The sequence below is a fragment of the Nitrosophilus alvini genome (genome assembly GCF_015100395.1).
GTDB lineage: Bacteria > Campylobacterota > Campylobacteria > Campylobacterales > Nitratiruptoraceae > Nitrosophilus > Nitrosophilus alvini.
Window position 1 is genome coordinate 1,644,792 of record NZ_AP022847.1, and the last position, 13,340, is coordinate 1,658,131.

The 13,340-nt window shown below is 37.8% G+C and carries 14 protein-coding genes; all 14 read right to left on the reverse strand.

Translation table 11 applies throughout. From position 1 onward, the window contains the following. Window positions 1-5: 5 nt before the first annotated feature. Window positions 6-500 (reverse strand): FixH family protein, encoded by a 495-nt coding sequence (locus EPR_RS08395; RefSeq protein WP_200762777.1) that lies wholly within the window; start codon window positions 498-500, stop codon window positions 6-8. Further along, window positions 497-1,072 (reverse strand): TPM domain-containing protein, encoded by a 576-nt coding sequence (locus EPR_RS08400; protein WP_200762778.1) that lies wholly within the window; start codon window positions 1,070-1,072, stop codon window positions 497-499. Before EPR_RS08400 ends, EPR_RS08395 begins: the two co-directional genes overlap by 4 nt. A gap of 185 nt (window positions 1,073-1,257) precedes the next feature. Further along, window positions 1,258-2,715, reverse strand: coding sequence for a cytochrome c oxidase accessory protein CcoG (gene ccoG / locus EPR_RS08405; protein WP_234697126.1), 1,458 nt, complete (start codon window positions 2,713-2,715; stop codon window positions 1,258-1,260). 6 nt (window positions 2,716-2,721) lie between these two features. Further along, window positions 2,722-2,988 carry a DUF4006 family protein gene (locus tag EPR_RS08410; protein ID WP_200762779.1) on the reverse strand — a complete coding sequence of 89 codons (267 nt, stop codon included), beginning with the start codon at window positions 2,986-2,988 and terminating at the stop codon, window positions 2,722-2,724. 10 nt (window positions 2,989-2,998) lie between these two features. Then, on the reverse strand, window positions 2,999-3,826 hold the full coding sequence (locus EPR_RS08415; RefSeq protein ID WP_200762780.1) for a c-type cytochrome: 828 nt from the start codon (window positions 3,824-3,826) through the stop codon (window positions 2,999-3,001). Beyond that, entirely contained in the window at window positions 3,827-4,045 is a 219-nt protein-coding gene (locus tag EPR_RS08420; protein ID WP_200762781.1) for a cytochrome c oxidase, cbb3-type, CcoQ subunit, read from the reverse strand. Window positions 4,046-4,049: 4 nt separating this feature from the next. Beyond that, window positions 4,050-4,733: a cytochrome-c oxidase, cbb3-type subunit II gene (gene ccoO / locus EPR_RS08425; RefSeq protein ID WP_200762782.1), complete on the reverse strand. Its 684-nt coding sequence runs from the start codon at window positions 4,731-4,733 to the stop codon at window positions 4,050-4,052. A 10-nt stretch (window positions 4,734-4,743) separates the two neighbouring features. Further along, window positions 4,744-6,210: a cytochrome-c oxidase, cbb3-type subunit I gene (gene ccoN, locus EPR_RS08430; protein WP_200762783.1), complete on the reverse strand. Its 1,467-nt coding sequence runs from the start codon at window positions 6,208-6,210 to the stop codon at window positions 4,744-4,746. Window positions 6,211-6,478: 268 nt separating this feature from the next. Beyond that, complete coding sequence (locus tag EPR_RS08435; protein ID WP_200762784.1) at window positions 6,479-7,165, reverse strand: response regulator transcription factor; 687 nt, start codon at window positions 7,163-7,165, stop codon at window positions 6,479-6,481. Further along, the gene (locus tag EPR_RS08440) at window positions 7,140-8,831 is read right to left on the reverse strand and encodes a hybrid sensor histidine kinase/response regulator (RefSeq protein WP_234697127.1); all 1,692 of its coding nucleotides are present in this window, start codon (window positions 8,829-8,831) and stop codon (window positions 7,140-7,142) included. Before EPR_RS08440 ends, EPR_RS08435 begins: the two co-directional genes overlap by 26 nt. 2 nt (window positions 8,832-8,833) lie before the next feature. Further along, window positions 8,834-9,523: a sulfite exporter TauE/SafE family protein gene (locus tag EPR_RS08445; RefSeq protein WP_200762786.1), complete on the reverse strand. Its 690-nt coding sequence runs from the start codon at window positions 9,521-9,523 to the stop codon at window positions 8,834-8,836. Window positions 9,524-9,627: 104 nt separating this feature from the next. Continuing rightward, window positions 9,628-11,682 (reverse strand): TonB-dependent receptor, encoded by a 2,055-nt coding sequence (locus EPR_RS08450; RefSeq protein ID WP_200762787.1) that lies wholly within the window; start codon window positions 11,680-11,682, stop codon window positions 9,628-9,630. Between the two features lie 273 nt (window positions 11,683-11,955). Further along, entirely contained in the window at window positions 11,956-12,180 is a 225-nt protein-coding gene (locus EPR_RS08455; RefSeq protein WP_200762788.1) for a hypothetical protein, read from the reverse strand. After that, window positions 12,180-13,328, reverse strand: a complete 1,149-nt coding sequence (gene carA, locus EPR_RS08460) for a glutamine-hydrolyzing carbamoyl-phosphate synthase small subunit (protein WP_200762789.1) — start codon at window positions 13,326-13,328, stop codon at window positions 12,180-12,182. The genes EPR_RS08455 and carA overlap by 1 nt, the downstream gene beginning before the upstream one ends. Window positions 13,329-13,340: the final 12 nt, after the last annotated feature.

Consider the following 13,340-nt stretch of genomic DNA (forward strand, 5'->3'; position numbering starts at 1 on the left):
TACCGCTATTCTTTGGGGATATCCAGAGTTGAGAGTTTATATGTTTTGAAACCTTCCACATCAGGCAGCTTCACTTTCGCAATAATATTCCATCTGCCTTCCAAATCCAGATCAACCTCTGCTACATATCTGTCGCCAATATATTTCGCGTCAATTTTTTTGTCATATTTTACAGTCTCGGGCCGTGTTACAAGAAGACTGACTTTAGCATTTTCAACAATATTTCCGGATTTATCAAAAAGTTTGAAAACTATCCGGTTTTTACCAAGTTCAAGTTTTTCGTTCTCTATAGCCAATTTATAATTTTTATCAAAAATCTGCTGCTTTTTTAAAATATCGTTAATATTATCATCAACTGTATGGTAGTTCAACATATAACTGTTGTCCATTTCCACAGGATTGTCAATTGCAGCTTTTATTGTCCAGCCCACAAGCCCTGCCGAAAAAAGAACAAGACCTATTATAAAGTGCGGCCAGTAGTTTTTGCTTTTTTCTGTCATTTTTTTGCAAATCTCCCATATAGATATCTTATCAAAATCAGAATGATCGTACCATAGAAAAAGAGCTTCAGTACATCATATACATATCTGTTGTCACTACCTACGGATGAGGCCAGTTCAACGCCATAAGATGATGATACCTGGTCTACAATATCTGCATATCCGTTCAGCAATGCAGCCTGAACATTGGCTTTACCGCCCTTTTCCTGGGTAAGGAGAGGCAAAATCGAACCTTTCCAAGGTAGTGGACTGAGCACTGTCTCTTTGTCAAATCTACTTTTCACATCATCTGAACTAATAATATCTATTTTTTTATCATTTAAAGCAATGGTTAACAATATAAAAGGCGGCTTTAAACTTTTGCTAACATTTTCTTCATACTCTTTAAAATTGGTGCCGCTTATGTGGTTAACTGCTACAATATAGACAGAAACGCCGGTTTTTTCCTGAAGCTCTTTTCCCATCTCATCTATTTTCATGACAGTTTTTTCGGGCAGTATATTGTCATTTTTCAGAATGAAATCGGAAGCGTTGAGAAAGCCGGTTAGAAGAAAAAAAAGAAAGGGAGCCAAAAGAGCTCCTTTCTTAAATTTAAAACTTTTTGACATTTAACCTACATACGCATGAAAAGGTGTAAGAACTGCCCATAATGTTATAAGAGCAGAAATCAGCAGCATAACTCCGATTATCGCTTCAAACTTATCAACCATAACGGCCTCCTTTTGAATAGTTGTATTTTAACATATTTCAAGAATATCTATTTTGTACCCTTCATTTTCTTTTCAACAATGTCCCACCTGGGGTAGACAAAGACAGTTTTTCTGGTGACGGATATTTTCGGGTCGTCAACAGCATACGCTCTGATGGTAATAGGAATAGGCGTATCTTTTCTGCTCTCTTTTACCAGAGGTTTTCTGGCATAGAGTATAACTATCTTTTTAACCTTTTTACCCGCTATCAGATTGAAAGGCTTTTTGGGTCTTTTTATAGCTATATCTTTATTGTCCGCTATCTCGAAATAGTACCTGTGGTCTTTTGTATCTGTATTCTGAAACAAAAATACATATGAGTTCTCCACTCTTCCGTCCGCTGTTATTTTGTACAGCTGGCTCGTTCTGTTTATGTTAAGGAGCATACTCTCTTTTTTTGTCCCCATCCAGAAGAGTGCTATTAGAACTATGGTAAGAGCCACAAGGTATGCTATCACTCTGAATCTGAATACTCTTGTCTTTCCTCCGCTCTCAAGAGCGTGGTAGCTTGTCCATCTGATAAGGCTCTCTTTTCCCAGTGCCCCCATCACTTTGGTACATGCGTCTGCGCACTCGAGGCAGTTGATGCACTCAAGCTGCATACCCTTTTTTATATCTATATGGGTAGGACATACTCGCACACAGCTGTCACAGTATGTACACTCTGCCTCCGGGTCTTGTTCCAGAAGCTCTTTTCTGTTTTTTACTCTTTTGACTATCTGGTGTGTCTGGGGATCCTCTTCATATATCTTACCGCCTCTTTTATAGTCGTATACAGTCTGGAAGGTATCATCATCGTACATTACCGACTGTACTCTTGCGTATGGGCAGATATAGATACAGAAATTCTCCTTTATAAACACGATATCTGCTATTAAAAAAAGTGCCGTACTTATCCAAAAACCCATAAGTATCGGATGATCGCCCGGGTTCTGGATATATTGGAAAAACTCCTCGGGCGGTATGAAATACCATAGAAAATCCGCCGCCGCTACAAATGCAAGAACGGACCACAGAAGTATAGCTATCAGTTTTTTTGCCTGATTTGAAGGTTTACTCATATCAGGCTCTATCTGTTTATTATCTATTCTTTTTCTCAGTCTAAGCAGTTTAGTCTCGAACAGATCTCTGTATATAACCCGAAATATAGTCTGCGGACATGCCCATCCGCACCACACTCTTCCCCCCAGTGTGGTTAGAAAAAATATCCCCAAAAACAGCAGCAGAAGCACGAATGGCATAAGGTACAGCTCCTGCATATCGAATCTGACGAAAAACAGATGCAGTTGCTTCTGATCGAAATTCAGCAAAAAGAAATGGTTGCCACCTATCTTTATAAATGGCAATACTAGTGCTATTATCGTTATAGCCCCGTAAAACAAATATCTCTTGTATCTGTATGGCACCCACCCTCTTAGGTAGTCGCTGGTTTTCATCTTTTTTGCATCTGCTGCTGTCTGGGTCATTTAAATTTACTTCTCTACAAACTGATATTTGTGTTTAGTATCACCGCCTACCGGTTTACCGTAAATAACAACATGTTTTTCATTTTCGAGATCCGGACCGTACATTTTTATACTCATCGGATCTTTTATCTCATATGCCTGCTGCGCGGTAGCATTTTGTGTTTGCAATGCAAGCGTAGACAAAAATGCCAATATGGAAAGAAGCAGTACAACTGCGATTAACATTCCGCCTATGCCGTGAAGTCCAAATACGTTTCTATTGGTGTTTTCCATTTTATCTCCTTTACTCGCCAAGTGATAGGATATATATGCCTACCGCTTTTTCCTGTACCGGAGTCAATCTTCCTTTAAAAGAAGGCATAGTACCGATATGTCCGCCTATTTTACCTCTTTTAAGAACTTCCGAAACAAAAGCATGTGTACCATATTGAGTTAGGTCAGGAGCCATTCCTCCCATTCCTTTCCCATCTGGGCCGTGACAACTTGCACAGTATGTTGCAAATACCTCGGCGCCTTTCCCTTCACCTTTAAGTCCGCTTGCAACATATTCCGCAACTGCATCTATCTCAGCATCATCTTGAACAAGTCCCCCCGGCATCTCTCCCATAGGAAAGCCAAGACCTTTGGAGCCGTTTTTAATAGTATCTATTACACCTTGCTTATGTCCCCACTTTGTCAAGTCTCCTGCTTTTCCTTCGATCCCGGTGGCATCTATACCGTGGCATGGTGAACACTGTACAAGAAAAACGCCTTCACCCATACCCATCAGATCTTCCTGAGTCGGATTGGCCCATTTGCTTTCAAATCTTGCCGTATGTGCCGCAACCTCTTCGTTATACTCTCCTATCTGTGAATATGCATTTAAAGGATATCCCACAAACCAATACCAGAATCCCCAGATAATAGTTCCCATAAATGCAAGAGACCAGCCTATAGGAGAGTTGTTTTTGTATTCGCCTATTCCATCCCAGTTTTCATCTTTCAGTTTACCTTCAGATTTTCCCTCTTTTATATCTTTAAAGTACTTGCCGACTACCCCGACCGTGAGTATCAGGATAACAGCAGCACCAAGCAATGCTAAGGCGTTGACGTTATCACTTAGCCAGTTCATTTACTGCTCCTTTTTATCATTTGCTTTTTCATCGCTTTTGATCTCCTCGACAGGAGGAGATCCAGGCTCATCATCAAGTGCGATTTTTCCATATTTTTCATAATCTCTTAGACCCTTCTTTTCACTTCTGTACAGATGCACTATATATCCGTACAAAACTAGAGTCAAAAACACTACAAAGAAAAAATAGGCATAAGCCTGTATCTCTCTTAAGTCCATCTTTTTATTTCAACCTGTTCAGATATGCAATAAGAGCGACAATCTCTTTTATCTGACCGTTTTTGAATGCATCTTTTACATCCTGGTTTTTCATCTGTGCTACTATCTCTGCCGCCTGTTTTTTTGCATTCTCAACCGCTTCTTCATAACTGCCGAGCGGTACATCGATTTTTCCGTCGCCGTCAATATCTGTATCATAAGGAACATTGAACACCTTTTTGACTGTCAATGCCTCAGCATATGCCGTTTCTATATCAGTATCGTTTTTAAACATATGCTTATATGCAGGCATAATAGAACCGGGAACAACAGAAGTGGGATCCCACATATGGTTTTCATGCCAGTCCGTCGTTCTGTAGTTTCCTACCCTGTGAAGATCGGGACCAGTTCTTTTAGAACCCCAAAGGAAAGGTCTGTCATATGCATACTCTCCACTGAGACTGTACATTCCGTATCTATCCGTTTCAGATTTAAAAGGTCTGATAAGCTGCGAATGACACGCATTACAACTATCTTTTATATAAACCTGCCTTCCTGCAAGCTCAAGTACCGTATATGGCTTCGTTCCCACTAAAGGTCTTGACTGCTGTGCAAAATCAGGCAATATCTCGATAAGTCCCGCAAAAGCGATTACTACAAATACACCAACCGCAAAGAAAAAGGGATTTCTTTCTAACCATCCAAACATTCATACCTCCTTATGCTGCCATCGGTGAAGCAAATTGAGGTTCTTTCTCAATCGCTTTTGACGCCGTCATAGTTTTATAGAAATTATAAGCCCACATAAACAGACCAATAAAGTACATCAAACCGCCTATTGCTCTTAATGTATAGTATGGATGAAGAACTGTAACAGTATCTATGAAAGAGTAGGCAAGGTTACCATACTGGTCAACAGCTCTCCACATCATACCCTGTGTAATACCTGCAATCCACATGCTTGAGAAGTATAGAACTATACCGGTTGTCTGCAGCCAGAACTGCATCTCAAGAAGTTTTTTGCTGTAAATCTCTCTTTTGTAAAATCTCGGAGCCATATGCATTAGGGCAGCAATTATCATAAATCCTACCCATCCGAGCGTTCCGTCATGAACGTGTCCTGGAATCCAATCGGTAAAGTGTGCAAGTGCGTTAACAGATTTGATTGACTGAATCGGCCCTTCAAGAGTACTCAACATATAGAACGTTGAAGCAAGAACCATAAATTTGATTAAAGGATTCTCTTTAAGCTGATTCCACTCACCTTTCATGGTAAGAAGCATGTTAAGAGCACTTCCCCAGGACGGAAGAATCAACACAACAGAGAAAATAGAACCCATTGTCTGCATCCAGTCCGGAACTGTAGAGTAGATAAGGTGGTGTCCGCCTGCCCAAAGATATACAAACATCAATCCCCAGAAGGAAAGAAGCGACAGTTTATAAGAATATACAGGCTGTCCTGACTCTTTAGGTAGGAAATAATAGATCATAGCGATTATCGGAGTCGTGAAAACAAACGCAACTGCATTGTGTCCGAACCACCACTGAACCATCGCATCATTTGTTCCTGCGTACCATGAAACGGAGTGCAACCAGCTTCCGTATCCTGTAACAAGTCTTGTAGGTACTTCCATATTATTGAAAAGATATAGCATCGCAACTGCAAGAAATGCTGCTATATAATACCAAAGAGAGATATAGAGAGTCTTTTCTCTTCTTATTCCTATAAGTCCAAATATACTTACACCCCAAAGAACCCACAGTACAACGACCAGAATATCGAGTGGCCATTCAAACTGTGCATACTCTTTTGATGTTGTTACTCTGAAAAGTAGAGATACAACAGCCAAAAGAGCAGTAATAAAATAGATCCAGAAATGGACTTTTCCAATAGTCATAAGAAACTTGGACTCTGCCATTGATACTTTAAGGACCCTCTGTCCTACATAATACCATGTGGCAAATATACCGCTGACTGTAAATCCGTATGCCACAACATTTGTGTGGATTGGTCTCAGTCTGCTAAAAAGACTGTATTCTCCGAAAATATAGTTAAGTTCGGGAAAAGCCAACTGGAAGGCGATCAGAACGCCAACGCCCATACCCAGAATTCCGAACAAAATGGTCAGATAGCTAAACCATTTTGCAACAGTATAATCATACTCAACTGCAGGATTGTGTTGCATGCAGCTCCTCCTTAATTTTGGTCACAATTTTGTCACTACAATTTAGAATTATAGTAGAGTTTATATATCATAAAGCTTAAATACATAAGAAACTATCTATCAGTTTTATATAAGACAATATTAAGGAAAACTGCAAAACAACGAATTGTAGGTTATTGTTATTTTATTTATTATCTATAATTATAAAAAAGCTTGGGGCTTATGTCTGAGAGTTAAATAACTATAAAAGTTTGATATTAATTAAAGCAGGGTTACTGTTTATACTATTTCACTCTTTTATCTTATATCCGATTCCCGGGAAGTTTTTTATCAATGTTTTGGAACTTTTTTGTCTCACTCTCTTAACCAGTGCTCTAAGAGCAGCTTCAGTAAAAATATCATCCTGCCATACAGTTGAACGTATCTCTTCGATCGTAACAACTCTTCCAAGATTTTTTGCAAGAAGTTCAACAAAGAGGAGTTCTTTTTTTGTAAGTATTATAGGCTCTTTTTTTGAATTTAAGAGTTCTCTTTTTTTCATATCAAAAACAAATCCCTCACCCAGGTTCACAAAAATATTTTCTTTATATAGTCCTTCTGCAATTTCACATAAAACATCAAGCAACTTCTCCGGTGTAAAAGGTTTTACGAGATATTTATTTACACCTACATCAATCGCTTTGAAAAGCCTCTCTTTTTCGCTATATGCCGTTAACAAAAGAACAGGGGTGTTTTTTGATATCTGTTTGATCTCTTTTGCAAATTCAAGACCGTTGGTACCTGGCATTTCGATATCTGTTACTACTATATCAGGTTTTTTCGACATAAAAATTTCCATTCCTTCCTGTGCATCGGAAGCGGTATAAAAATTTTTAAAGTCACCGGAGAGAACATCTTTTAAAAGCTCTCTAATATTTTTTTCATCCTCCACATATAATAGAGATAACTCTTTAAGCAGTTTTTTGCAATTTTCCATCTTTCTCATACTCCAAAGGTAGTTTAATTATAAATTCTGCACCATCATCATGATTTCTGGCTTCAAGAGTACCGTTCATACTCTGTTCAATAATCATTTTTGACATATAAAGGCCTATGCCGGTTCCTTGTTTACTATGTTTGGTAGTAAAATATGGTTCAAAAATTTTATCAATAATCTTTTTATCAATCCCTCCTCCGTTATCTTTTATAAAAATTTCAACAAAATCTTTTTTCCCGTTGCCTGTCTGCTCACTCTTGGTTTTCACACTTATTTCTATCTTTTTGTTTTCAGGATTTTTCTGATTTAATACATCTTTCGCATTATTTATTATATTGACAATTACCTGAGAAAATTCATTGGAATATCCCTCTATGGAGATATTTTTCTCTATATCCATTTTTATCTCGATTCCACTTTTTTCAAGACTTCCTTCAACTATTGTCAAAGAGTCTTTTATAACCTTTTCTATATTGAAACTCTCTTTCTTCTTGTTGGGTTTGAAAAAATTCTGAAAATCACTTATAGTTTGGGACATTCTTTCTATGATAGAGTTGCTTTTTTCATACAGAGTCTGCATCATTTTCTTATCTAATGTATTCTCATCATGTCGCTTTTTTATGTTATATAGTAAAATTCCAAGCTCCATAAGCGGCTGTCTCCACTGATGAGCTATATTTCCTATCATTTCGCCCAAAGAAGCAAGACGCGCCTGCTGAAACATCAGTTTGTCTTTCTGTCTGTTTTTCTCAACCTCTTTGATTACTCTTTTTTCAAGAGTAAGATTGAGTTCTCTTAGTTTTCTTGTCTGCTCCTCGACTCTTCTTTCAAGTTCGCGATTGAGTTTTTCCAGGTCCTCTTCTTTTCTTTTCAACCTCTCCTGAAGTTTGACCGATTCGGTTACATCATATCTTATTGCTACAAATTCTACAATTTTGCCGTTTGAATCCACTATCGGCACTACAGTTGTATTCACATAAAAAGTACTTCCGTCTTTTGCTCTGTTTTTAACTGTGCCTTTCCAGATTTTTTTTGAAAGAATTGTATTCCAGAATTTTTCATACACCTCTTTCGGAATATCAGGATGTCTTACGATATTGTGATTTTTGCCTATTAACTCTTCTCTTGAATATCCCGATATTTTGCAAAATTCGTCATTTACATAGGTAATTATGCCATTGATATCCGTTTTTGAAACTATATTGCTACTGTCTATAGCCTGTTTATATTGATGCAGCAGAAAAGTGTTATAGCTTCTGGCTTTTTCCAGAAAAATTTTTGTTTCCGTCTCTTCAAGAATCTCATGAAGTTTTTTTATATCGACGGGTTTCAACAGATATCTGTCAACTTTCGCCTCAATAGCCTCAAGAAGACAGTCCGTACTTTTATTGCCAAAAAGTATAATCGGAACATGTTTATTTATTTTTCTAATCTCTTTTGCCATAGATATGCCGTCCATTTCGGGCATCTTTGTATCGCTGATTACGATATCCGGTTCTGTTTTTTCAAAAATTTCCAATCCCTCTTTTCCGTTTGATGCTACATGAATTTTTGGAAAATAGAAGTTCAGAACAGGTAGCATCTTTTTTTGTTCCAATACCGAGTCTTCTACATAAAGCAGAGTAAATTTTCTAAGCGGTCTGCGCGTAAGTTTTATCTTTTTCATTTTCAGTGACATGTATGAATAGATGCGTTTGGATCAAAAATGAACCAATATCCTTTATATATTATATAAAATCCATATAAGATTATAACAACGGAAGCTAATCTAATCATTAAATTTCTAAAATTGCTGCTTTTCAAAAATCCTGCAATTGTACCAAGCCCGAAAAGAACGGGAATAGTGGAGAGTCCGAAAATTGTCATAACTATCGCACCCCAAAAAGGCGAACCTGTAGCGGCTGCAGAGGCTGCAAAGAAATAGACAAGTCCGCAGGGAAGAAATCCGTTGAGCATACCAAGAAAAAAGAAACTTGGAAGCGTTTTTGAATGTATCAGTTTTGAAAACAGTTTTTTAAAAAAGGTATATTTTGTAAGAGAGACCTCTATAGAAGTCAAAAATTTAAGATTCCCTGTCAATGAGATACCCATCAAAACCATAAAAAGACCGATTGCCAGATAGAGTGCACCCTGTGTTTTGGCAGAAATCAGCAGAATACTTCCCAAAAATCCAAATACTGCACCTATAATAGCATAAGAAAAAGTTCTTCCGGTATTGTAAATCAGATGTGCCAGAAGAGAGTTCAGTTTTCCTTTGGACGGATCTACTTTCGCTGTCGTATACGCTATGACAAATCCCCCGCACATCCCTATGCAGTGCCCAAGACTACCCAAAAAAGCAACAGTGACTATACTCAAAAAATCAATAGTCTCTATAAAGAATCCTTTTTTAAAAGTTTGAAGTCAAAAGAGAAGGCTAAAATCTACCCTCTCCCTTACTTCATCCCATAAAGGAAATTATATCAAAATCTGTAGTTTAAATTTGCATATATGTATCTTCCCGGTTCATTTATAAGCAGAGGTGCAGTATCTCCTACAAGAGCTCTCCCAACATATGTATTGTTTGCCGCATAAGTTTTATCGAAAAGATTATCGATACCAGCATTTACCCTGAGTGAGTCGGTTATCTCTTTGCCCGCTTTGAGATTTACTACTCCCCAACCGCCGACAGCCTGTTCTCCGTTATCTTCATCATAACTGCTGTAACCTTTCTGTGCAACCCCTTCGATACTTCCAAACCAGTCGCCATTATCGTATGTAATAGCAACTCTTCCTCTAAGAGGAGGGATTTGGGCCATATCCTCATCAGTCTGTGTAGCACTTGGTTGTGTATCTTTTTTACCTCTTTGGTATGCAATAGAACCTTCAAGCGAAATCTCATCTGTAAGAAGTGCAAATGCGGAGATATCTCCTCCATATATATGGGCATCTATATTTGCCCAAGTAAGTGTGTTTCCTTTTTTGTACGCGTATATATAGTCTTTCAGATCGCTGTAAAAAAGAGTTCCTCTAAATTTTACATCAGCAATTTTTGTTTCGAATCCAAGATCTACTTCTCTGTTTTTCGTCTCTTTGAGATCAGGATTTCCTTGTCTCATCCACATCCCACTCATATACATTATCGCATATAGCTCCTGTGCATCCGGCACCCTGATACCCTGTCCGAAGCCTATAAATACGGAACTATCTTTCGAATAGTTATATTTGGCAACCAGATTTGCGCTGAAATTATTGTATGTCTTGCTAGTTTTACCTGCAAAATAGTTTTGTATATCCGCTATTGATACGATAGTAGGATCATCAAGATTGTTTGCATCGATATCTGTTTTATCGTATCTTGCGCCTACTTTGATAGTATAGTTTCCGATATTTTTGACCGCTTTTGCAAAAAGGGCTCTGTTTTTAGTATCAACGTCGGGAATTCTTACCTGTACAGGATTTTCGGCTGGTTCGCGCAGATACATACCGTTCCAGTTTCTAAGAGATGTATCCACTCCCACTTTCCATTTCACACCGGAAGCAGCAAAAGAGTTTTCGATTTTCGTACCCTTTATAGTACTTCTAACCCTGTGAGTTCCATATTTCATAGGATTTGATGAGGCATTTCTAAATTCGGTTCCCATATCGTGTCTTACATGAGAATAGTAAGCTTTCACAGCAAGTTTGTCAGAATATTCTGAAAGATTTTTTATTACATACTCTCCGTTCGCCATTACAGTTTCGTCAAGTTGCGCATCCATCTTGAAAGCGGGATACAAAACATCGGTTGCTTTGTCTTTGTAAACACTCAGTTTCGCCTCCTGATTGTCTGCTACTGAAATATTGGCTTTGGTCCATAATATATCTCTTTTATACGCTTTTTTATCTTTATATTCAGGTTTATAGGCATCATCTGCCGTCGCACCCAAAGCTTCAATATTCTGTTGGGCAAGAGTTTTGCCGTCGCCGTCTTTGTACTGATCACTGGACTCACGGGAGTAACCCATCAGTATTTTTATTTTGTCGTCTCCAGCATTTCCGGTAACAGATATTTTTTTATAGTCAAAACTTCCTGCGGTCAAAGAGAGCTCCCCTTCAAGACCTTTTTTGGGATCTTTAGTCTTGACATCGATCACTCCTCCCATACTTCCAAAGTTCTCAACATCAAAAGGTCCCTCTTTTACAACAACCGTATCTATCTGGGAAGCGGATATGTGCATAGAAGGAGGATCCATTCTGTTGGGACATCCACCGTAGATTTTGGCTCCGTCAATCAAAACATTTATATCATCTCTTTTGAAACCTCTAAGAAGCAGATCGTTTCCTATCGCACTGGCTCTTACAAGATTTATTTCCGGAAGCGATTGAGATAGTATTTCAGCCAGGTCCTGCTGTCTTGTAAACTCTATCTCAACTGCACTTACCTCTTTTTCAACACTCCTTTCGGCTTCGCTTTCTATTATCACCTTTTCTACTGTAACGCTTTGGGCAAAAAGTGCGGAACCAAGAACTAGTGACAGTACGATTTTATTTCTCATGATAGCTCCTGAAATTTTTTCTTTATTATTGCAAAAGAAAGTTAAATATGTTTTAAATTAAATATTATTTTAATCACAATTTAATAATAAATCTCCTGCTTTTTAAACGGCAAAACTACAAATTTTGTATAGTTTCACAGTAGTTATAAATAAAAAAGTGTTGAGAAAAAATCTCAACACTTCAAAAAGGAGTGAGGAATGCAGTTGCAGTCGGGTATGATTACAAATACTATTTTAATACAAGTGTGTTAATTTAGTATTAAATAAATAGAACTATTTTTTACATCTTAAAAGTTCGATAGATTTTATCTTCTCTACCCTCTTTTCAAGCTCTTCTAGCTCTTTTAAATTTTTATCGCATCTCTTTTGAAGCTCAATTTTTTTTTCTTTGAGAAACTCAAGCTGTTTTTCTATCGTATCCAGACCTATGGCACACTGTTTTGCAGCCTCTTCTTCTTTTTCAATAACCCATTCGGTCAGTTTTTTGATAAATTCCATCAGATACTCCTATTCTTTTTACACTCCACTACAGCCTTAGCAAACTCTTCGAACACATATGCACTTTCATGAGGACCTGGACTGGCTTCAGGATGATGTTGTACCGAAAAAATCGGAGAATTTTTATATTTTAGTCCTTCTATAGTATTGTCAAAAAGATTCATATGTGTAACTTCTGCAACCTCTTTTATATTTTCAGGAACATTATAGTTGTGATTTTGAGCTGTTATCTCCACTCTACCCGTTTTGACATTTTTAACAGGATGGTTTCCTCCGTGATGACCGAATTTGAGTTTGAAAGTAGGATATCCGTGCGAAATGGAAAGGAGCTGATGTCCAAGGCATATGGCAAACATAGGTATTTTTGCATCAATAAGTTTTTTTATCTCTTTATGCTCATCTTTAAGAAGAAGCGGATCGCCCGGTCCGTTAGATAAAAAAACTCCGTCAATTTCACCTTTTTCGTATTTTTCTATCAAGTCCTCTGCTTTAAAGTTATGAGGAACTACTTCTACTTCGAGACCTGCTTGGGTTAAATTATTGAGTATATTTCTTTTTACCCCGAAATCTATAGCGATGATTTTAGCCTTCGGTTTCGGAGGCGCTTTATAACAGAACTCTTTTGCATCATATGTTGCACTTTTATGCAGATAGCTTTTCTTTGTACTTACCTCTTTGATATAGTTTATCTCTTCAATTCTCGGGCTTTGGCTTAGTATCTTTTTCAGCTCACCCGCATCCGATATTTCGGTTGAAGCTATCATCATCATAGAGCCTTCTTCTCTGAGAACCTTTGTCAAAAATCTGGTATCTATATCTGTTATTCCCATAATATCAAATCTTTTCAAAAAATCTTCAAGTGAACTCTGGGCTCTGAAATTGGAGTATCTTTTCTGATAGTTTCTTACGATTATTCCTTTTGCATATGCCCCGGCACTCTCCATATCATCAGCATTGGTTCCCACATTTCCGATTTCTGGCATCGTAAAAGTTATAAACTGGCCGGCATAGCTCGGATCACTCACAATCTCCTGATAGCCTGTCATTGACGTATTAAATACAATTTCGCCGGTTCTCGTTCCCTCTGCTCCAAAACTTCTGGCTTCCAAAAATATCCCGTTTTCAAGATATACCCATACTTTTTTCATATAATCTCCCAA

Coding starts and splice junctions, on each gene's coding strand:
- ccoG (WP_234697126.1), bottom strand. CDS start 2,715: ATGACCCAGACAGCAGCAGATGCAAAAAAGATGAAAACCAGCGACTAC.
- carA (WP_200762789.1), bottom strand. CDS start 13,328: ATGAAAAAAGTATGGGTATATCTTGAAAACGGGATATTTTTGGAAGCC.
- EPR_RS08410 (WP_200762779.1), bottom strand. CDS start 2,988: ATGGAAAACACCAATAGAAACGTATTTGGACTTCACGGCATAGGCGGA.
- ccoN (WP_200762783.1), bottom strand. CDS start 6,210: ATGCAACACAATCCTGCAGTTGAGTATGATTATACTGTTGCAAAATGG.
- EPR_RS08415 (WP_200762780.1), bottom strand. CDS start 3,826: ATGAACTGGCTAAGTGATAACGTCAACGCCTTAGCATTGCTTGGTGCT.
- EPR_RS08395 (WP_200762777.1), bottom strand. CDS start 500: ATGACAGAAAAAAGCAAAAACTACTGGCCGCACTTTATAATAGGTCTT.
- EPR_RS08450 (WP_200762787.1), bottom strand. CDS start 11,682: ATGAGAAATAAAATCGTACTGTCACTAGTTCTTGGTTCCGCACTTTTT.
- EPR_RS08455 (WP_200762788.1), bottom strand. CDS start 12,180: ATGGAATTTATCAAAAAACTGACCGAATGGGTTATTGAAAAAGAAGAA.
- EPR_RS08440 (WP_234697127.1), bottom strand. CDS start 8,831: ATGAAAAAGATAAAACTTACGCGCAGACCGCTTAGAAAATTTACTCTG.
- EPR_RS08435 (WP_200762784.1), bottom strand. CDS start 7,165: ATGGAAAATTGCAAAAAACTGCTTAAAGAGTTATCTCTATTATATGTG.
- EPR_RS08420 (WP_200762781.1), bottom strand. CDS start 4,045: ATGGACTTAAGAGAGATACAGGCTTATGCCTATTTTTTCTTTGTAGTG.
- ccoO (WP_200762782.1), bottom strand. CDS start 4,733: ATGTTTGGATGGTTAGAAAGAAATCCCTTTTTCTTTGCGGTTGGTGTA.